At 70.9% G+C, this 19,787-nt stretch carries 18 protein-coding genes; 14 read left to right on the top strand and 4 right to left on the bottom strand.

The window, feature by feature from the left end:
• The first annotated feature begins 144 nt into the window (after positions 1-144).
• From QP939_RS40705 to QP939_RS40660, 10 genes are all read left to right on the top strand, one after another.
• Positions 145-957, top strand: coding sequence for a hydroxypyruvate isomerase family protein (locus tag QP939_RS40705; protein WP_285451911.1), 813 nt, complete (start codon positions 145-147; stop codon positions 955-957).
• Positions 954-1,841 carry a 2-hydroxy-3-oxopropionate reductase gene (locus tag QP939_RS40700; protein WP_285451910.1) on the top strand — a complete coding sequence of 296 codons (888 nt, stop codon included), beginning with the start codon at positions 954-956 and terminating at the stop codon, positions 1,839-1,841. The genes QP939_RS40705 and QP939_RS40700 overlap by 4 nt, the downstream gene beginning before the upstream one ends.
• Before the next feature lies 1 nt (position 1,842).
• Positions 1,843-3,531, top strand: a complete 1,689-nt coding sequence (gene gcl, locus QP939_RS40695) for a glyoxylate carboligase (RefSeq protein ID WP_285451908.1) — start codon at positions 1,843-1,845, stop codon at positions 3,529-3,531.
• 257 nt (positions 3,532-3,788) lie between these two features.
• Positions 3,789-4,658 carry an FAD binding domain-containing protein gene (locus tag QP939_RS40690; RefSeq protein ID WP_285451907.1) on the top strand — a complete coding sequence of 290 codons (870 nt, stop codon included), beginning with the start codon at positions 3,789-3,791 and terminating at the stop codon, positions 4,656-4,658.
• On the top strand, positions 4,649-5,119 hold the full coding sequence (locus tag QP939_RS40685) for a (2Fe-2S)-binding protein (RefSeq protein ID WP_285451906.1): 471 nt from the start codon (positions 4,649-4,651) through the stop codon (positions 5,117-5,119). The genes QP939_RS40690 and QP939_RS40685 overlap by 10 nt, the downstream gene beginning before the upstream one ends.
• Positions 5,116-7,407 carry a xanthine dehydrogenase subunit D gene (pucD, locus tag QP939_RS40680; RefSeq protein WP_285451905.1) on the top strand — a complete coding sequence of 764 codons (2,292 nt, stop codon included), beginning with the start codon at positions 5,116-5,118 and terminating at the stop codon, positions 7,405-7,407. Before QP939_RS40685 ends, pucD begins: the two co-directional genes overlap by 4 nt.
• Positions 7,408-7,409: 2 nt before the next feature.
• Complete coding sequence (locus tag QP939_RS40675) at positions 7,410-7,955, top strand: nucleoside deaminase (protein ID WP_285451904.1); 546 nt, start codon at positions 7,410-7,412, stop codon at positions 7,953-7,955.
• A gap of 199 nt (positions 7,956-8,154) precedes the next feature.
• Positions 8,155-9,600 carry an NCS2 family permease gene (locus QP939_RS40670; protein ID WP_285451903.1) on the top strand — a complete coding sequence of 482 codons (1,446 nt, stop codon included), beginning with the start codon at positions 8,155-8,157 and terminating at the stop codon, positions 9,598-9,600.
• Between the two features lie 8 nt (positions 9,601-9,608).
• Positions 9,609-9,986 carry an allophanate hydrolase-related protein gene (locus QP939_RS40665; protein WP_285451902.1) on the top strand — a complete coding sequence of 126 codons (378 nt, stop codon included), beginning with the start codon at positions 9,609-9,611 and terminating at the stop codon, positions 9,984-9,986.
• Positions 9,983-11,083 carry a glycerate kinase gene (locus QP939_RS40660; protein ID WP_285451900.1) on the top strand — a complete coding sequence of 367 codons (1,101 nt, stop codon included), beginning with the start codon at positions 9,983-9,985 and terminating at the stop codon, positions 11,081-11,083. Before QP939_RS40665 ends, QP939_RS40660 begins: the two co-directional genes overlap by 4 nt.
• 1 nt (position 11,084) lies before the next feature.
• Here the strand turns inward: QP939_RS40660 and QP939_RS40655 are convergent, their stop codons facing one another.
• The gene (locus QP939_RS40655; protein WP_285451898.1) at positions 11,085-12,080 is read right to left on the bottom strand and encodes an aldo/keto reductase; all 996 of its coding nucleotides are present in this window, start codon (positions 12,078-12,080) and stop codon (positions 11,085-11,087) included.
• Between the two features lie 86 nt (positions 12,081-12,166).
• Here QP939_RS40655 and QP939_RS40650 point away from each other — a divergent pair, with 86 nt between their 5' ends.
• From QP939_RS40650 to QP939_RS40640, 3 genes are all read left to right on the top strand, one after another.
• Positions 12,167-12,862: a TetR/AcrR family transcriptional regulator gene (locus tag QP939_RS40650; protein ID WP_285451896.1), complete on the top strand. Its 696-nt coding sequence runs from the start codon at positions 12,167-12,169 to the stop codon at positions 12,860-12,862.
• Positions 12,863-12,999: 137 nt separating this feature from the next.
• A complete protein-coding gene (locus tag QP939_RS40645) occupies positions 13,000-14,163 on the top strand; it encodes a DUF4268 domain-containing protein (protein WP_285451895.1) in 1,164 nt (387 codons plus the stop codon).
• A gap of 148 nt (positions 14,164-14,311) precedes the next feature.
• Positions 14,312-16,534, top strand: a complete 2,223-nt coding sequence (locus QP939_RS40640) for a glycoside hydrolase family 15 protein (protein ID WP_285451893.1) — start codon at positions 14,312-14,314, stop codon at positions 16,532-16,534.
• A 6-nt stretch (positions 16,535-16,540) separates the two neighbouring features.
• Here the strand turns inward: QP939_RS40640 and QP939_RS40635 are convergent, their stop codons facing one another.
• Both QP939_RS40635 and QP939_RS40630 read right to left on the bottom strand, forming a co-directional pair.
• Positions 16,541-17,410: an NAD(+)/NADH kinase gene (locus tag QP939_RS40635; RefSeq protein WP_285451892.1), complete on the bottom strand. Its 870-nt coding sequence runs from the start codon at positions 17,408-17,410 to the stop codon at positions 16,541-16,543.
• Entirely contained in the window at positions 17,407-18,405 is a 999-nt protein-coding gene (locus QP939_RS40630; RefSeq protein WP_285451891.1) for an SPFH domain-containing protein, read from the bottom strand. Before QP939_RS40630 ends, QP939_RS40635 begins: the two co-directional genes overlap by 4 nt.
• An 83-nt stretch (positions 18,406-18,488) precedes the next feature.
• On the opposite strand from QP939_RS40630, the gene QP939_RS40625 reads away from it, so the two are divergent.
• Entirely contained in the window at positions 18,489-19,166 is a 678-nt protein-coding gene (locus tag QP939_RS40625; protein ID WP_285451890.1) for an NUDIX hydrolase, read from the top strand.
• Between the two features lie 6 nt (positions 19,167-19,172).
• On the opposite strand, the gene QP939_RS40620 is transcribed toward QP939_RS40625, so the two are convergent.
• On the bottom strand, positions 19,173-19,772 hold the full coding sequence (locus tag QP939_RS40620) for a hypothetical protein (protein ID WP_285451889.1): 600 nt from the start codon (positions 19,770-19,772) through the stop codon (positions 19,173-19,175).
• Between the last annotated feature and the right edge of the window lie 15 nt (positions 19,773-19,787).

Below are 19,787 nucleotides of genomic sequence, written 5' to 3'. Positions count from 1 at the left end.
CTCGGACCGGATGGTCTTCCCGTCGGCGGCCGGACCGGCCGAACCTACCGCGGAGGCGGCCGCTCGCCGTTGACCCCGAGCCCGTGGACCAGCTATTCTCGATATGCGAAAGAAAGATTCCGGATAGCGAAATTTGAGGTCGCGATGCCAGAAGAGGGGCACTCCCTGCCGTACGTCGCCAACCTGTCGATCCTGTTCAAGGAGGTACCGCTGCTCGAGCGGGCCGCCGCCGCGCGGGAAGCCGGGTTCACCGACGTCGAGTACTGGTGGCCGTTCGACACCGCGGTCCCCGCGCGCGACGAGGTCGACGCGTTCGTCAAGAGCCTGGACGGCGTCCACCTGCGCGGGCTGAACTTCTACGCCGGCGACATGGCGGCGGGGGAGCGCGGCCTGGTGTCGTGGATCGGCCGCGAGACCGAGTTCGCCGACAGCCTCGTCGTCGCGCTCGGGATCGCCGAACGCACCGGCTGCCGCAGCTTCAACGCGCTCTACGGCAACCGGCTCGACGGCGAAGACCCGGCCAAGCAGGACGACCTGGCGCGGGCGCACCTGGACAAGGCCGCCGACGCCGCCGCGAAGATCGGCGCGCAGCTGGTGCTCGAACCGCTCTCCGGCGCGGACCGCTACCCGCTCAAGACCGCCGCGGACGCCGTGGCCGTGCTCGACGACCTCGGGCGCGACAACGTGCGGCTGCTGGCCGACCTGTACCACCTGGCAGTCAACGGTGACGACCTGGACGCGCTCGCGACGACGCACATCTCCCGGATCGGGCACGTGCAGATCGCCGACGCTCCCGGCCGCCACCAGCCCGGCACCGGCGAACTCGACATCGAGGGACACCTCGCGAAGCTGCAGAACGCGGGCTACGCCGGGTTCGTCGGGATCGAGTACGTCCCGGAACCCGACACCGTCACGTCGCTGGCCTGGCTGCCGAAAACCCGAAGGGGACGAGCATGAAACTGGGATTCATCGGACTGGGCGTGATGGGCGCCCCGATGGCCGCGCACCTGGTCGCGGCCGGGCACGACGTGAGCGGCTACGACGTCACCGCCGCCGCGGGGGAGAAGCTCGCGGCCGCGGGCGGGCGCGCCGCGACCGGGGTCGCCGACGCGGTGGCCGACGCGGACGTCGTCGTCACGATGCTGCCGAACCACCCGCAGGTCGAGGAGGTCGTGCTGGCCGCCGGTGGCGTGCTCGACGTCGCCGGGCCCGGCACGCTCGTGATCGACATGAGCACCATCCGGCCCGAGACCTCGATCGCGATCGCGGAAGCCGCGCGGGACAAGAAGATCCGCGTGCTCGACGCTCCCGTGTCGGGTGGGCAGGCCGGCGCCGAACAGGCGTCGCTGTCCATCATGGTCGGTGGCGACGCCGCGGACTTCGAGGCCGCGAAGCCGGTGTTCGACGCGGTCGGCAAGACCATCGTCCACGTCGGACCGCACGGCGCGGGCCAGGTGGTGAAGGCGGCCAACCAGCTCGTGGTGGGCGGCATCTACGGGCTCGTCGCCGAGGCGATCGTGCTGCTCGAAGCGTCCGGTGTGGACGCCGCGACCGGCCTCGACGTGCTCGCCGGAGGGCTCGCGGGCAGCCGGATCCTCGAACTCAAGCGCAAGTCCATGGTGGACCGCCAGTTCGCCCCCGGCTTCCGGATCGACCTGCACCACAAGGACATGGGGATCGCGCTGGCCGCCGCCCGGCAGGCCGACGTCGCGCTCCCGCTGACCGGGCTGGTCGCCCAGCTCGTCGCCGCCGGCCGTGCCATGGGGTACGGCTCCCTGGACCACTCGGCCTTGCTGAAGGTCGTCGAACAGTTGTCGGGCCGCGTCCCGGCGGAGGTGTGACATGCCCAGAATCCCCGCGATGCAGGCGGTCGTCGACGTCCTGGAAAGCGAAGGCGTCGACACCGTCTTCGGCTGCCCGGGCGCCGCGATCCTCCCGCTGTATAACGCCCTGCAAGGCCGGGCGATCGAGCACCTGATCGTCCGCCACGAAGAAGGCGCGACGCACATGGCCGACGGCTGGGCCAGGACGAACGGCAACGTCGGCGTCGCCATCGGCACGTCCGGCCCGGCCGGGACCAACATGATCACCGGGCTCTACACCGCGCACGCGGACTCGATCCCGATGATCTGCATCACCGGCCAGGCCGCGACGACGAAGCTGCACCAGGAAGCCTTCCAGGCCGTCGACATCGTCGAGATCGCCAAGCCGGTGACGAAGTGGGCGGTGCAGGTCAAAGAGGCCGCGCAGCTGCCGTGGATCTTCCGCGAGGCGTTCCGGATCGCGCGGTCCGGGCGGCCGGGCCCCGTGCTCATCGACCTGCCGATCGACGTCCAGAAGCAGGACATCGAGTGGGACTCGTCGATCGACTCGCCGCTGCCGGTGGCATCGGTCAAGCCCGCGCAGGCGCGGGTCGAGCGGGCCCTGGACATGCTCCTGGCGGCCGAACGCCCGATCATCCTGGCCGGTGGCGGGGTCGTCCTCGGCGAGGCGAGCGAGCAGCTGCGCGCCGCGGCCGAGCGCCTGGACGTCCCAGTGCAGGTGACGCTGATGGGCAAGGGCAGCTTCCCCGAGGACCACGAGCTGTTCGCCGGGATGGCGGGCATCCAGACGTCGCAGCGCTGGGCGAACGCGGCGTTCCTGGAGTCCGACCTGGTCCTGGCGCTGGGCGCGCGGTTCGGCGACCGGCACACCGGTGAGCTGTCGGTGTACCGGGGCGAGCGGAAGTTCATCCACGTCGACATCGAGCCGACCCAGCTGGGCAAGGTGTTCGGGCCGGACCTCGGGATCGTCTCGGACACGCGCGAGTTCCTCGACGCGCTCCTGGCCGCGCTGGACCAGCGCTCGGTGACGCCGCGGCGCGACTGGGTCGGCCGGATCGCGGAGCTCAAGGAAGCGCTTCCCCGCCGGGAGGACTTCGACACGCTGCCGATCAAGGCGCCGCGGGTGTTCAAGGAGATCAACGAAACCTTCGGCGAGGACACCTACTTCGTCACCGCGATCGGGCTCTACCAGATCTGGTCGGGCCAGTTCCAGAAGGCGCACAAGCCGCGCCACTACCAGGTGTGCGGCCAGGCCGGTCCGCTCGGCTGGGAGATCCCCGCCGCGATCGGCGTCAAGAAGGCCCGGCCCGAGGCCGAGGTCGTCGGCGTGGTCGGCGACTACTCGTTCCAGTTCCTCGTCGAGGAGCTGGCGGTCGCGGCCCAGTACGACGTCGGGTTCGTCCTGATCATGCTCAACAACGAGTACCTCGGGCTGATCCGGCAGGCCGAGACCGGGTACGACATGAACTTCGAGGTCGACATCCACTACGACACGAACGGCACGGACAACGTCAAGATCATGGAGGCCTACGGCTGCTCGGGCACCCGCGTGCACGAGCCGGGCGAGATCCGGACGTCGCTGGAGTGGGCCCGCAAGGAAGCCGAGCGCACCAGCCGCCCGGTCCTGGTGGAGATCATGATCGAACGCGAGGGCAACGCCGCCATGGGTGCCGCCCTCGACGCCGTCAAGGAGTTCGAGCCCGCGTAAGCAGTCTGCCGCGGCTTGTCGTGAGTGTTTAGGGCGGTTAGAACCGCCCTGAACACTCACGACCGGTCAGGTGACCACGGCCGCCGTACGAGACCCCGACCTCGTGCGGCGGCCTTTCCGCGTCCATCGGCGGCCGGTTGTCGGAAAGTACAAACGCGGGCCCGAAATTCACCCGCCTTTCAGGGGTTTTGCCGTGGTCCCGGCCACAGCCGAGCGTGTGTACTTCTTGCCGAAGCAGCCCCGAAAGGACGTCCACAGTGGAATTCCTCCGACCCGCCTCGCTGGCCGACGCGCTCGCCGCGAAGGCCGCGAACCCCGGTGCGGTCCCGATCGCCGGCGGCACCGACGTGATGGTCGAGCTCAACTTCGACCACCGCCGTCCGGAGGCCCTGCTCGACCTCGGCCGGGTGGCCGAGCTGCACGAGCACGGCACCGACGGCGGCCGGATCCGGCTCGGCGCGGCCGTGCCCTACACCCGGATCATCGCCGAGCTGGGCGACCGGCTGCCCGGCCTCGCGATGGCCGCGCGGACCGTCGGGTCGCCACAGATCCGCAACCGCGGATCCGTCGGCGGCAACCTGGGCGCGGCCTCGCCCGCGGGCGACTCGCACCCCGCCCTGCTGGCCGCGGATGCCGAGGTCGAGATCGCGTCGGTGCGCGGCACGCGGATCGTCGCGGCGAAGGACTTCTACACCGGCGTCAAGCGGAACGTCCTCGAGCCGGACGAGCTGATCACGTCGGTGCTGATCGAACCGGCCACCGGACCGCAGCAGTTCAGCAAGATCGGCACGCGCAATGCGATGGTCATCGCCGTCGCCGCGTTCGGGCTGGCCCTGCACCCGGCGCAGCGGCGGGTCGGCACTGGCGTCGGCTCGGCCGCACCGACCCCGCGCCGGGCGCTCGAGGCCGAGGAGTTCCTGGCCGGGGAGCTGGACTGGGACGCGCCGAAGGCCCTGGCGGACTCGGTGAAGCGCCGCTTCGGCGACCTGGTCGCCGGGGCCGCGGCGCCGATCGACGACGTCCGCGGCAGCGCCGCCTACCGTCGCCATGCCCTGGGGGTCATGGCGCGCCGGACGTTGACCTGGGCCTGGACCGAATACTGCGGAGGGAGCGCGAAGTGCGCGTGAACGTCACCGTCAACGGCGAACCCCGCCGGGCGGACAACGTCTGGGAAGGCGAAAGCCTGCTGTACGTGCTGCGTGAGCGGCTCGGCCTGCCGGGCTCGAAGAACGCCTGTGAGCAGGGCGAATGCGGTTCGTGCACGGTCTACCTCGACGGCGTCCCGGCGTGTGCGTGCCTGGTCGCGGCCGGGCAGGCCGAGGGCCGCGACGTCGTCACGGTCGAAGGGCTGGCGTCGGGGGAGGCGCTGGACCCGGTGCAGGAGTCGTTCGTGGAGCGCGGCGCCGTCCAGTGCGGCTTCTGCACGCCCGGGCTGCTCGTGGCCGCGCACGACCTGATCGAGCGCAACCCCGAGCCCAGCGACGTCGAGATCCGCGAAGCCCTCGCCGGGAACCTCTGCCGCTGCACGGGGTACGAGAAGATCCTCGACGCCGTCCGCGACGCCGCCGCGAAGAAGGCGGTCCGATGAGCGCCCCGGCCCGCTCCCCGCAGGAGCTGCACGACGCGATCGCCGGCGGCATCGGCGAAAGCCCGCTGCGCCCGGACGGCACGCTCAAGGTGCGCGGCGAGTTCGCGTACTCGTCGGACCTGTGGCACGAGGACATGCTGTGGGGCGCCACCCTGCGCAGCCCGCACCCGCACGCCCGGATCGTCCGCCTCGACGTCTCCCGCGCGCTGGCCCAGCCGGGCGTGCACGCCGTGCTGACACACGAGGACGTCCCCGGCGAGAACGTCTACGGCCTCAAGTACCAGGACACCCCGGCGCTGGCCGAGGGCGTGGTCCGCTACCAGGGCGAGCCGGTGGCGATCCTGGCCGCCGACCACCCGGAGATCGCGCGGCAGGCGCTCAAGGAGATCGTCGTCGAGTACGACGTCCTCGAGCCGGTCACCGACCCCGAGCGGGCGGCGCACGACGACACGCTGCCGAAGCTGCACCCGGGCGGGAACCTGGTGCGCCACCAGCGGATCGTCAAGGGCGACCCGGCCGCCACCGCGGACGTGGTCGTGTCGGGCGTCTACGAGATCGGCATGCAGGACCAGGCGTTCCTCGGCCCGGAGTCCGGCCTCGCGGTCCCGGCGGACGACGGCGGCGTCGACCTCTACCTCGCGACGCAGTGGTTGCACGTCGATCAGCGGCAGACGGCGAAGGCACTCGGGCTGCCGCTGGAGAAGGTCCGGCTGACGCTGTCCGGCGTCGGCGGTGCGTTCGGCGGCCGCGAGGACCTGTCCATGCAGATCCACTCGTGCCTGCTCGCGCTGCGCACCGGCCGCCCGGTGAAGATGAGCTACAACCGCCTGGAGTCGTTCTTCGGGCACGTCCACCGGCACCCGGCGAAGATGTACTACGAGCACGGGGCGACGAAGGACGGCAAGCTCGTCTACGTCCGGGCGAAGCTGTATTTCGACGGCGGCGCGTACGCGTCCAAGACCCCGGTCGTGGTCGGCAACGGCACCACGCTCAGCGTCGGACCCTACGACGTCCCGAACGCCCACATCGAGGGCTGGGGTGTCTACACGAACAACCCGACGTGCGGCGCGATGCGCGGACTCGGCGCCGTGCAGCCGACGTACGCCTACGAGTCCCAAATGGACAAGCTCGCGGCCGCGCTGGACATGGATCCGGCGGAACTGCGGATCCGCAACGCGCTGAGCGAAGGGTCCACTGTGGTCACCGGCCAGGTGGTCGACTTCCCGGCGCCGGTGGCGGAGCTGGTGCAGCGGGTCCGCGACCTGCCGCTGCCGCCCGAGCCGTCCGGCGAACGCGACATCCGCGAACTGCCCGGCGGCGCGTCCAACACCACGCACGGCGAGGGCGTCGTCCGTGGCGTCGGCTACGGCGTCACGATCAAGAACATCTCCTACGCCGAAGGCCTCGACGACTACTCCACCGCCCGCGTGCGGCTCGAGGTGATCGGCGGCGAGGCGGTCGCGCTGGTGCACACCGCGGCGGCCGAAGTCGGCCAGGGCCTGGTGACGCTGCAGCAGCAGATCGCGCGCACCGAGCTGGGCGTGACGCGGGTGAGCGTGCACCCGGCCGACACGAGCGTCGGTGACGCCGGGTCCAGCTCGGCGTCACGCCAGACCTACGTCACGGGCGGTGCGGTCCGCAACGCCTGCCGCGCGGTCGCCGACGCGGTCTACGCGCGGCTCGGCGTCTCCTCCGAAGGCATGACCCTGAACGGCGGCAAGGTGGTCGCGGCCGACGGCGAAGTCGTCGCGGACCTGGCCGAACTGCTCGGTGACACCGCGATCGAGGAGACCCGCGAGTTCCACCACCGCCCGACCTACCCCCTCGACCCGGAGACCGGCCAGGGCGACGCTCACGTCCAGTACGGCTTCTCGGCCCACCGGGCGGTGGTCGACGTCGACCTCGAGCTGGGCCTGGTCAAGGTGGTCCAGCTCGACTGCGCCCAGGACGTCGGCAAGGCGATGAACCCCGACGCCGTCGTCGCCCAGATCCAGGGCGGCTCGGCGCAGGGCCTCGGCCTGGCCGTGATGGAGGAGATCCTGGTGCAGGACGGCAAGGTGCGGAACCCGTCGTTCACCGACTACCTCATCCCGACCATCCTCGACATGCCGCCGATGCGCGTCGACGTCCTCGAGCGGCCCGACCCGCACGCGCCCTACGGCGTCCGCGGCGTCGGCGAACCACCCACGATCTCGGCCACGCCCGCGATCGCCAACGCCATCCGCGCGGCCACCGGCCTCGAGCTGCCGCGCGTCCCGATCCGTCCCGAGCACATCACCGGAGTCTGACCATGACCACTGTTACACGCCGGGGCTCCGCCCCGGGCCGGGGGCGCCGCCACCCGGACCCCCGCAAAGACACGTCGATTTCCGTCGAGCAGGACTGGCTCGACGAAGCCGTCCGGATCGCGACGCAGAACGTCGAAAACGGCGGCGGCCCGTTCGGCGCGCTGATCGTGAAGGACGGCGAAGTCGTCGCGACCGGCGTCAACCGCGTCACCGCGAACCTCGACCCGACCGCGCACGCCGAAGTCGTCGCGATCCGCGCGGCCTGCCAAGCGCTCGGCACGTTCAAGCTGGACGGCTGCGTGCTCGTGTCCAGCTGCGAGCCATGCCCGATGTGCCTGTCGTCGGCGCTGTGGGCGCGCGTGGACAAGGTGCTCTTCGCCGCCGACCGCGACGACGCCGCCAAGGCGGGCTTCGACGACCGCGCCTTCTACGAACTCTTCGACCGTCCCCGTGAGACGTGGACGGTACCCGTGACGCGACTGTCCGCAAAGGACGGTTTCGCCCCCTTCGCGGCCTGGCTCGACAAGAGCGACCGCACCGACTACTGACCCACAAGGCCAGCTGACCGGAGCACAACCCAATCGAACGTCCCGCTCGCCCAGGCACGGCGCTGTGCCTAGGCCTGGCCGAGCACACCCGATGAGGATTATTCAGCCGTCGCCCGGCGCAAAGTCCCTGTTGGGTTGCACGCGCAAGTCCGTTGCGCCGGGCTAGCCCGAATAACCCTCACCGGCAAGGGCAGGACGCATGACCCAGACCGAAGTCCCCACCCCAGTAGTCGACGAAGTACCCCCGCAACGCCGGCCGCTGCTCGACAAGCTGTTCGAGCTGCGGGCCCGGCAGAGCACGATCGGCCGCGAAGTCCGCGGCGGCGTCACCACGTTCGTCGCGATGGCCTACATCGTGCTGCTCAACCCGCTCATCCTCGGCGCCTCCGCCGACATCACCGGCGCCCGGCTCTCGGCCGCCCAGGTGACCACGGCGACCGCGCTGGCGGCCGCGGTGATGACCGTCCTCATGGGACTCGTCGGCAACGCGCCCCTCGCGCTGGCCGCCGGGCTCGGCATCAACGGCATCGTCGCCTTCCAGATGGCGCCGTCGATGACGTGGGCGCAGGCGTTCGGGCTGGTCGTGCTCGAAGGCGTGTGCATCGTGCTGATGGCCGTCAGCGGTGTCCGCGAACGGATCATGAACGCCATCCCGCGGCCGCTCAAGATGGCGATCACCGTCGGGATCGGGCTCTACATCGCCCTGGTCGGGCTGGTCAGCGCCGGGTTCGTGACCCGGATGCCGGACGCGGCGCAGACCACGGTCCCGGTGCGCCTCGGCGCGAGCGGGCACCTGCACGGCTGGCCGATCGTGGTGTTCTGCTTCGGTCTGCTGCTGATGATCGTGCTGATGGCCCGCAAGGTCCCGGGCGCGGTGCTGATCAGCATCGGGGTGGCGACGGTGTTCGCGGTCGTGCTGCACGAGGGGTTCGGCGTCGGCGGCTGGGGCCTGACCACCCCGGCCCTGCCCGACCACGTCGTGGCGGCGCCGGACTTCGGGCTGTTCGGCCACATCGACCTGTTCGGCGGCTTCGCCTCGGCGGGCGCGCTCGCGGCCACGGTGTTCCTCTTCACCCTGGTGCTGTCCGGCTTCTTCGACGCGATGGGCACGATCACCAGCGTCTCCGACGAGGCCGGGCTGTCGAAGAACGGCAAGGTCCCGCGGATGGGCCGGATCCTGCTGGTCGACGGCGCGGGCGCGATCGCGGGCGGCGTCACCGGCTCGTCGCCGAACACGGTGTTCCTCGAGTCCGCGGCCGGCGTCGGGGAGGGCGCCCGGACCGGGCTGGCGAGCGTCGTCACCGGCCTGCTGTTCGCCGGGACGCTGCTGTTCACGCCGCTCGCCGGGGTCGTCCCGGCTCAGGCCGCGGCGCCCGCGCTGGTGGTCATCGGCGGCATGATGGTCGCGCAGTGCCGGAACATCCCGTGGCACGACCCGGACTACACGATCCCGGTGTTCCTGACCGCCGCGTTGATCCCGTTCACGTATTCGATCACCAACGGCGTCGGTGCCGGCCTGATCGCGTTCGTGCTGATCAAGATCGGCCGCGGCAAGTGGCGCGAGGCCGGCTGGCTGCTGTCCCTGCTGGCGCTGGTGTTCGCGGTGTACTTCGCCGTGGACGGCGTCGAGGCCCTCTTCCGTTAGGAGTTGCGGTGACCCTGATGTTCTTCAACGGCGGCGCCATGCGCGGCGAACCCCTCCACCACCTGTTGAACGGCTCGCCGTTCGTGCGGACGGCGGAGACGGCGCCGAAGTACCGGTTCTACGCGGTCGGCGACCAGTGCCCGGCGCTGTACCCGGTATCGCACGGCGGCGCGGCGGTCACCGGCGAGGTATACGACGTCTCGCTGGACGACCTGCGGGACAAGGTGCTCCCGGCCGAGCCTCACGAGCTGGAGCTGGGCGTGGTCGAGCTGGCCGACGGCAGTTCGGCGTTCGCGATGCTGCTGCGGCGGCCGTACACCTCGCACGTCGCCCTGCGCGACATCACCGAGGTCGGCGACTGGCGGGCGTACAAGGCGAGCGCGTGAAGGTGCTGGTCGCGCCGGACAAGTTCAAGGGGTCGCTGACCGCGGCCGAGGTGGCGTCGGTGGTGGCCTCGGGCCTCGCCGACGTCCACCCGGGCCTCGAGGTCCGGACGCTCCCGGTGGCCGACGGCGGCGACGGCACGGTCGACGCGGCCGTCACCGCCGGGTTCCGCCGGGTGCGCGTCCCGGCCCGCGGCCCGACGGGTGCGCTGGTGATGGCGTCCTACGCGGTCCGCGGTGACACGGCGGTGGTCGAGTTGGCCGAGGCATCGGGCCTGCACCGCCTGCCCGGCGGCCTCGAGCCGCTGACGGCGTCGAGCGCGGGCACCGGCGACGTGATCGCGGCCGCCGTGGGCGCGGGGTGCCGCCGGATCGTGCTGGGCGTCGGCGGCAGCGCGTGCACGGACGGCGGCGCGGGCATGCTGACGGCGCTGGGTGCCCGGCTCCTCGACGGTTCCGGGCACGAACTCCCGCGAGGCGGTTTTGCCTTGTCCCGGTTGGCATCGCTGGACCTTTCGGGCCTCTCACTGTCCGATGTGGACATCGAGCTGGCGAGCGACGTGGACAACCCGCTGTTCGGGCCGAACGGTGCCGCGTTTGTCTACGGCCCGCAGAAGGGCGCGTCCCCGGACGACGTCGAGACGCTCGACGCGGCGTTGCGGCAGTGGGCGTCGATCGCCGGGCCGGAGTTCGCGTCGCGGCCAGGAGCCGGGGCAGCCGGGGGAGTGGGTTTCGCGGCGATGGCGGTGCTGGGCGCCCGGATGCGCCCGGGCATCACGCTGCTGCTGGACCTGCTGGGCTTCGACGACGCCTTGGCCGAGGCGGCGCTGGTGGTGACGGGCGAGGGCTCACTGGACCGGCAGACGTTGTCCGGCAAGGCCCCGGCCGGAGTGGCCAGGGTCGCGGCGGCCAAGGGAATCCCGTGCGTGGCGGTGTCCGGGCGCTGCCAGCTGTCCACAGGGGAGCTGGCGGAGGCGGGCATCGCGGCGGCGTACGCGTTGACGGACTTGGAACCGGACCCGGCGCGGTGCATGGCGGAGGCGGCGCCGCTGCTGCGCCGCCTCACGCACCGCCTCGCGGTCGACCACCTCAGGTCATGACCTACTTCTCGCTGTCCAGGTGGGCGAGCTGGGCGTCGGCGTACCGGCCGCCCGCGGCGGCCCCGGCCGGGACGGCGGCCTCGATCTCGGCCAGGTCGGCGTCGGTCAGTTCGACGTCGGTGGTGCCGAGGGACTCGGCCAGCCGGGCGCGGGTACGGGCGCCGACGAGCGGGACAACGTCGTCGCCCTGGGCGGCGACCCAGGCGATGGCCAGCTGCGCGGTGGTGATGCCCTTCGCCGCGGCGAGCTTGGCCAGGGCGTCGGTGAGAGCGAGGTTGCGGTCGAGGTTCTCGCCGCGGAAGCGCGGGCTGTAGCCGCGGAAGTCGCCCGCGGCCAGCTCCCGCGACGGCGACCAGTGGCCGCTCAGCAGCCCCCGCGAGAGGACGCCGTAGGCGGTGACGCCGATGCCCAGCTCGCGGGCGGTCGGCAGAATCTCGGCTTCGATTCCGCGTGAGAGCAGCGAATACTCGATCTGCAGGTCGGAGATGGGGTGGACGGCGGCAGCCCGGCGCAGGGTGTCCGCGCCGACCTCCGAGAGCCCGATGTGCCGGACGTACCCGGCCTTCACCAGCTCGCCGAGGGTCCCGACCTGGTCTTCGATCGGCACGGCGGGGTCGAGCCGGGACGGCCGGTAGACGTCGACGTGGTCGGTGCCGAGGCGGCGGAGGGTGTAGGCGAGGAAGGTCTTGATCGCCTCGGGGCGGCTGTCGTAGCCGAGCCAGGAGCCGTCCGGGCCGCGCAGGGCGCCGAACTTGACGCTGATGACGGCGTGGTCGCGGTTGCGGCCGCGGAGGGCGTCGCGCAGCAATAGTTCGTTGTGGCCCATGCCGTAGAAGTCCCCGGTGTCGAGGAGGGTGACGCCCGCGTCGAGGGCGGCGTGGATGGTCGCGACCGATTCGGCGTCGTCGGCCGGGCCGTAGAGGTCGGACATGCCCATGAGTCCGAGGCCGAGGGCGGAGACGGCCGGACCGGTCCGGCCGAGGGTGCGGGTAAGCATGACATCTCCCTGTTTCCGATGTTACTGATCTGACCGTATCATCGATACCGAACGCCTGCTACCCAACTTTTGTTATCATCGGAACCATGGCAACGAAGACGGCGGTGGACACCCGCGAGCGAATCCTCGAAGCGGCGGCGGCGCTCCTGGTGGCCGAGGGTCGGGACGGGCTGTCAACGCGCGCGGTGAGCGCGGCGGCGGGAGTCCAGCCACCGGCGTTGTACCGGCTGTTCGGAGACAAGGACGGCCTGCTCGACGCGGTGGCGGCGTACGGGTTCGACGAGTACTTGAGGAGCAAGCGAGAGCTGGGGTCGACGGGCGACCCGGTGGAGGACTTGCGCCGAGGCTGGGACCTGCACGTGGAGTTCGGCCTGTCCCGCCCGGAGTTCTACGTGTTGATGTACGGAGACGCCCGCCCAGGCCGAACCTCCCCGGCGGCGCGCGAAGCGGAGGCGATGCTGCGAAGCATCGTGGAGCGAGTGGCGGCGGCCGGGCGCCTGCGGGTGAGTGTGGAACGCGCGGCACGGCTGGTCCACTCGACGGGGATGGGTGTGGTGCTGTCGTTGATCGCGACGCCGGAGGAGGACCGCGACGCCGAGCTGTCGGCGACGGCGCGAGAGACGGTGCTGGCGCGAATCCTCACGGGAGCGGAGGAACCGGCAGGCTCGGACCTGCCGGAGCGAGCGATAGCCCTACGTGCGGGACTGGACGGGGCAACGGCGCTCACGGAGGCCGAGCGCGTCCTGCTGGCGGAGTGGCTGGACCGCATAGCGGACGCGTAAAGATCGGCCACGAAACCCAGACCCCCCGCAACCCCGATACGAAGCCGTAGTCACAATCCGGCTTCGGGGTGGCGTAAAACGTGAGCCGTCCGAATGATCTCGGGCCGTGACTCCCCGGCCCCGGTCATACTGTCCGGATGGTGGATTCTTCCGAGACCGCGGACTCGCCGAATTGGACAACGGGAGGCTTCGTCGAGTTCCAGAGCAACCTCGACTACGCCAGGGATTTGATCAGCGGCGGCCGGCACCTGCAACGACTCCAGGTCGGGGCGTTCGATGTCGCGGACTTGTACCGCGCGGCGTGGGTTCAGGCGGTTTCGGCCTTGGATCATTGGGTTCACCGCGAACTGTACGACCGTGCGCTCGGGTTCGCGATCACCATGTCGGAGCAAAGTCCCCCGAAGAAGTTCTTGAAGCTACGTATCCCGCTCACCTTGTTCGAGGGTGTCCGCCGCGAGCCCGAGAACCTGCCCACGGCCTTCGCCGCGTACCTGCGAGATCAGTTCGGGTGGCAGTCCTTCCAAGCACCGGACAAGATCAAAGACGCGTTGAGCCACGTCAGCGACGTCTCGTTGTGGCAGTCCGTCGCCGGGTGGATCAGCCGCGATCGTGAGCAGGCCGTCTCGCAGACGCAGGTCCAGGAGATGCTGCAACAGATCGTCAATCGGCGGAACAAGATCGCGCACGAGGCCGATCGAGACCCGGAGCGGACGGACGCGAAGCGGCCGATCACGGCCGCCGAGGCTTCGGAGGCGGTCGACGCCATTCACCTGGTGGCCAGTGCGATCATCCGCGTCATCGGACCGCCCCCGGCGATGCCGGAACAGTCCGGTGAAGACGATCTCACCCCGGCCGTCACTGGGACGGCCAAGTCCGCGCTCTACCAGAAGTTCTGGTCCCGATTCGCCCCGATCGCCAAGGAGCGCGGGTGGAGCAAAGCGGCCCCGCCGACGGTGAACTGGTTCCAGATGCCATCCGGAATCGGCGGCGTGAACTGGGTGGTGTCGTTTTCGAAGTTCGGCTGCCGCTCGGAGCTCTACTTCGGCGACCCCGACGGCGCACTCAACTCCCGACGCTGGCAGGCGCTCGCAAATCGGCGCGAAGAGATTATGGATCGGTTCGGTGAGAACCTGATCTTCGACGATCTGCCCAAGAACATCGGCTGCCGGATCGAGGCGCGTCTGCTCCGGCCCGCCATCACCGACGAAGACCATTGGGCGGAGGTGCTGCGGTGGATGGTGGACACGCAGGCGCGGCTGCGCGCGGCGGTCGGTGACCTCTCGGTCCTCAAGAGCCTCTGACCCGGCGGCGCCCGGGGATAGCAACGCTGCGCCGACCGGTCGAAGGCTGAATCGATCCAGCCCGATCGGACATTGCCTGTCATCGGAACATCGCCCAATATGTTGCGACCCACAACATATTGAGCGACAACGCCGTCGGAGGTCCGAGATGATCAGGTGGAAAGCAGTCCTGGCCTGCGCGGGAGCGGGAGTCCTCCTAGCCGGAGCACTACCGGGAACAGCCCTGGCGAGCGGCACGGCAACGGACTGCTGCGGCGGCGGAGCATCCTGGGCAACGGGCAACAAGTCAGCTTTGGGCACGTCGACAACCACGACCAGCCCGGTGTGGTTCACGGTCGCCAACGGCGTCACATCGGAGGTCTTCTACCCCCGAGCCGACGTGGCGAACATGCAGGACATGCAGTTCGTGGTCACGGACGGCAGTACGTTCGTGGATCTCGAGCGCGACGCGACGAACCACGTAGTGACCATGCCGGACGAGAAGGCACTCCAGTACACGGTCACGAACACGGCCAAGAGTGGCAAGTACCGGATCACGACGAACTACGTGACGGACCCGTCCCGAGCAACCCTGGTCACGAACACCCGCTTCCAATCCCTGGACGGCGGAACCTACCGCCTCTACCTCCTGGCCAACCCGTCGATGGCGGGCGGCGGAGCGAACGACAACGCGTGGTGGGACGGCAGCGGGCTCCTGGCCAGCGGCACGGAGACGCTGTTCGGCGGAACGGCGACCACGGTCGTCTCGGCACTGCGAGTCTCAACCGGCTTCACGGCACACGACAACGGCTACACCGGCGCGGCGAGCGACTGCCTGGTGGACCTTCGCGCGGACAAGAACCTGAACAACCAGTTCGACAACATCTCCGGCACGGGCAACGTGGTCCAGTGTGGACAGATCCCGGTCGGCGCGGACACGACGTTCACGGTCGCCCTCGGCTACGGCGGCACGGCCGCGGCAGCAACCTCGGCCGCGAGCGGGTCGCTGAGCAGCGGCTTCACCAGCGTCGCCAGCTCCTACCGCAGCGGCTGGAACTCCTACATCGGAAGCCTGAAACCCGCTCCGAACAGCGTCTCCGGCGACACGCAACGCCGCCGCGCCTACTACGTCGCGGCAATGGCACTGAAGACCGCGGAGGACAAGCAACACCCGGGCGCGAGCGTGGCCGGGCTGGCCACACCGTGGGGCGACTTCACCAACGGCGACCACCTCAACGACGGCTACCACCGAGTCTGGGGCCGAGACCTCTACCAGCAGGCGACGGGCCTCCTGGCCGCCGGAGACCCGGCGCAGGCCAAGCGCATGGCCCAGTTCCTCTGGAACTCACAATGGATCGGCAGCCCCACGGCGGGCGACGGGACGACCTATCCAGCCGGTTCTTTCCCGCGGTACAGCCCGGTATCCGGGGTCGCCGGGGCGAGCGCCCAGCAACTCGGCTGCTGCGAACAGCTGGACCAGGACGCCGACGCGATCCTCCTGGCCTGGCTGACCGGCCTCACCGACGCGTCGACGTACACGAAGATCAAGACGACGGCGAACCACATCGTCGCCACCGGCCCGGACACGACCGAACGCTGGGAGGAGCAGTACGGCAAGTCGCCGTCGTCGGTGGCCGCCGAGATCGCCGGGCTCATCGCCGCGGGCGCCATCGCGCGAACCAACGGCGACACCGCGAGCGCGACGTCGTGGGAGTCCACAGCGGACAGCTGGCGCACCTCGCTGGCAGGGTGGACCGTGACGACGTCGGGCTACTGGGGTGGCCACACGTACTACGAACGCCTGGACCGTAGCGGCAACCCGAACGACACCGGCACGATCTGCTTCGACGAAGGCTGCTTCTACGAACGCGACGTCACCGACTTCGGGTTCCTCGACTTGGTGCGCCTCGGCATCCGGCCGGCGGGCGACGCCACGATCGCGAACTCGGTCGCGCCGACGGCGGCGGCCTACGACGGCAACGCGCCGATGCAGGTGACGCTGCCCAACGGCGACGTCTACTTCCACCGCTACCCGCACGACAACTACGGCGAAAGCACCGCGAACTGCAGTGGCTGGCCCGCCAACGGCAGCCAGCGCTTCGGGCGGCTGTGGCCGGTGCTGTCGGGGGAGCGCGGCCAGTACGAGCTGGCCAACGGCCGCTCGGCCGCGGTCTACCTCAAGTCCATGGCGGACTCGGCCAACGACGGCTACTTCGTGCCCGAGCAGGTCTGGGACCGCGGCGACGTCGGCTGCTTCGGGCTGGGCCGCCCGACCGGCAGCGCGGGCCCGCTGATGTGGGCCGAGGGCCAGTACCTGCGGCTGGCGCAGAGCATGGACGCCGGCCACAACCTCGACACGCCGTCGATCGTCAAGGCCCGCTACGGCACCTGACGTCCCTCACCGCACCAGCCGGACGACCTTCGCCGCGGGGGCGAAGGTCGCCGTCTGGCCGCGGGTCAGGGCGACCGTGTCGGCTTCGAGGCCGTCGCCGAACGCGACCAGGCGGTCGGACTCGACCTCCACCGTCAGCGACGTCTTCGTCAACTCGCCTTCCGTCCAAGAAGTCCCCGTGGTCGGCGACGGCCACGCCTCGCGCACGAACCAGACCAGCCGGGCCTCGCCGGGCGCGGGCAGGCGCAGCGCGCTGCCGCGTTCCCGCCACACGGAGCCGCACCAGCCGGTCGCGCCGGTGCCGGTCCCGACCAGGATCCCCGACGACGCCTGGCGTTCCGCCGTCCCGCTGCCGACCCCCAGCCGGTAGCGGGCCGTCTGGTGCCCGGCGTGGCCGAGGTAGATCTCGTTGAGCGCGAGCAGGCGCTGGCCGTCGTCGGCGGTCAGCTCGGCCATCGTCCGGTGCTCGACGTCGCCGGTCGAGCGCAGCAGGTCCGCGACGGCGCCGGCCGGGTGCTTGACGAGGACGCCGGGCGCGCCGGGCGTCACGCCGATCACCGGCTGGCCGTCGAGGTACTTGGCCACGTTGGCGATCAGCCCGTCCTGGCCGACGACGACCACGACGTCTTCCGGGGTGAACAGGAACCGGTCGAGGTCCGCGCGTTCCACCTCGCCGCGGCGCCAGTCGAGCGGGATCGCCGCCGACGCCGCGGCGAGGGCCGCGCGCACGGCGGCGTCGGCCTCGGTCACTTCGGTGAGGTCCCGGCCCCGCGTGCGCAGGAAGAACTCCGCTTGGCCGCGCGTGCCGTGGCGGGCCACGAGCTCGGCCAGCTCGGTGCGCCGGTGCACCAGCACGACGCGCGGGGCGAGGCTCACCGTCCGCCCAGCTTCGTCAGCAGCGGGGTGAGCAGGTCCGGCGTCAGGACCAGGCTGTCGATCTGGGGCAGGTTGCCCGCCAGCTCCTTCAGCGCGAGCCCGGTCAGGACGCCCTCCGGGAGGTCGCGGTAGGCGGCCAGCCGGGCGGCTTCGCCCGCCGCGTCCGCCTCGCCGAGGGCCCGCTTGCCCGCGGCCTTGACCTGCGTCAGCCGCTCTTCGCGCGACGCCTGCGCCTCGGTCTCGATCCGGCTCGCCGCGGCGGCTTCTTCGGCCTGGCGACGGGCGTTCGCGCCGCGCTGGGCGAGCAGCTGCTCTTCGCGGCGGGCCAGCTCGATCTGGTTCTGCAGCTCGTTTTCCCCGATGGCGCGCTCGCGTTCGACGGCGAGCGCGCGCCGCTCGTAGGTGGCGCGGTCGGCTTCCTGCTGCACCTTCTCCCGCGCGGTCGTCTGCAGGGCCTTCTCGACCTCGGGCTCGGCCCGGATGGCGACGACGCGGACGTCGACGACGGCCGAGCCGGTCTGCGCGAGCCGGGTGTCTTCTTCGGCGAGGCCGGCGCGGATCCGGTCGCGGACCGCCCGGACGCCGTCGACCAGCGCGGTTTCCAGGGGAGTGCGGGTGAGCACCTCGACGGCGTACTGCTGGACGTTCTCGGTGAGCAGCCCGCTGATCTGCGCGAGGGGATCACTTCGCCAGCGCCCGGTGTCGGGGTCGATGGAGAAGTCGATCCGCTGCGCGGCCAGCGCCGGGTCCTCGATCCGGAAGGTGAGGGCGAGCTGCACGGTGACGTCCTGGAAGTCGGCGGTGCGGGCGTGGAAGAGCAGCGGCAGCTCGCGGTCGTCGACCGGCACTTCCGAGACGACCGCGGTCAGCGGCCGGTACCAGAACGACAGCCCGACGCCGTCGTGCGCGAGCTTGCCGCGGCGGTAGTGGCGGATGTGCACGGTGGGAGCACCGCGCAGGTGCCGGAACCCGAACCGGCGATCGATGTCGGCCATGAAGCCCTCCTCTTATCGTCGTTGTGACGATATGGGGTGGACGTCTAATCGTCAAGCTGACGATTACGGGGTAGGGTGGTGGCATGGGTCACCCGCCGTTCGCCGTCACCGTGGACCTGGTCGTGCTGACCCTGACCGGGGACGAGCTGTGCGCGCTGGTGGTGCGCCGGGGGATCTCGCCGTACGAGGGGGAGTGGGCGCTGCCGGGCGGGTTCGTCCGGGCCGACGAGGACCTGCCCGACGCGGCACGGCGCGAACTGGCGGAGGAGACGGGACTGGCACCGGGCACCGTCCACATCGAACAGCTGGCCGGGTACGGCGCACCGGACCGCGACCCGCGGATGCGCGTGGTGACGGTCGCGTACTTGGCGCTGGCCCCGGACTTGCCGACACCGCGGGCGGGCACGGACGCGGCGGAGGCACGCTGGGCGCCGGTGCGTTCCCTGGTGACGGAGCGGCTGGCGTTCGACCACGATCAAATCCTGCGCGACGGCCTCGAGCGGGCCCGGGCCAAGCTGGAGTATTCACCGCTGGCGACGGCGTTCTGTCCGCCGGAGTTCACGGTCGCGGAGCTGCGGAGGGTGTACGAGCTGGTCTGGGACACGCGCTTGGACCCGCGCAATTTTCACCGGAAGGTGACCGGAGCGGAGGGGTTGCTGGAGCCGACGGGCCGGACGACCACTCGCGACGGCGGCCGCCCGGCCCGGTTGTATCGGCGGGGGAAGGCGGAGCTGCTGTACCCGCCGATGCTGCGCGCCTGACCCGCCTCAGTCGGTTTCGGCGACGACCTCGACGGTGGGCAACGCGCCGAGCTGCGCCGGGGTGAGCTTCGAAGCCGCGGCGAAGACCGTCTTCTGGTGCTCCTGGATCCGCGTGTCGACCTGGCGGCTCAGCTCGAAGGCCAGCCGTCCGGTCTGCCGGACCGTCACGTCGTCGACGAGCGGGCGCGGGGCCGAGGTGACGACGACCCCGGCGGCCTGGCCTTCGGCGGACTGGGACACGCCCACCGCGTAGGTCTCCCGCGGGTTGACCGGGCCGTCGAGGGAGAAGTCCCGGATCCGCCCCAGCAGTTCGTGCCACTCGACGACCTCACCCGGCACCCCGGTCGCCTCGACGTCGGCCACGGTCAGGTGCAGCCCGCGGTCGCCGGTCCGGAAGCACCGCGCGTAGGAGTTGAGCGCCGACACCCACAGCGCCTCGACGAGCACCGCGTCCACCCGCGGCCGGGCGAGCTCCGCGACCAGCCGTTCGCAGCACTTCAAGGTGAACTGCAGGTCGTCGAAGATCGCGACCAGGTCCGCCAGGCCGAGCGCGCCGGGCGTGGCCAGCAGCCGCGCGCTCGAGGGGGACGTCGTGGAAGAGGTCACCGGGACGCTCCTGTT

The sequence above is a fragment of the Amycolatopsis nalaikhensis genome (assembly GCF_030264295.1).
GTDB classification, from domain to species: domain Bacteria; phylum Actinomycetota; class Actinomycetes; order Mycobacteriales; family Pseudonocardiaceae; genus Amycolatopsis; species Amycolatopsis nalaikhensis.
The sequence above is the reverse complement of the archived record's forward strand: the minus strand, read 5'-3'. Positions and strand labels throughout refer to the sequence as shown.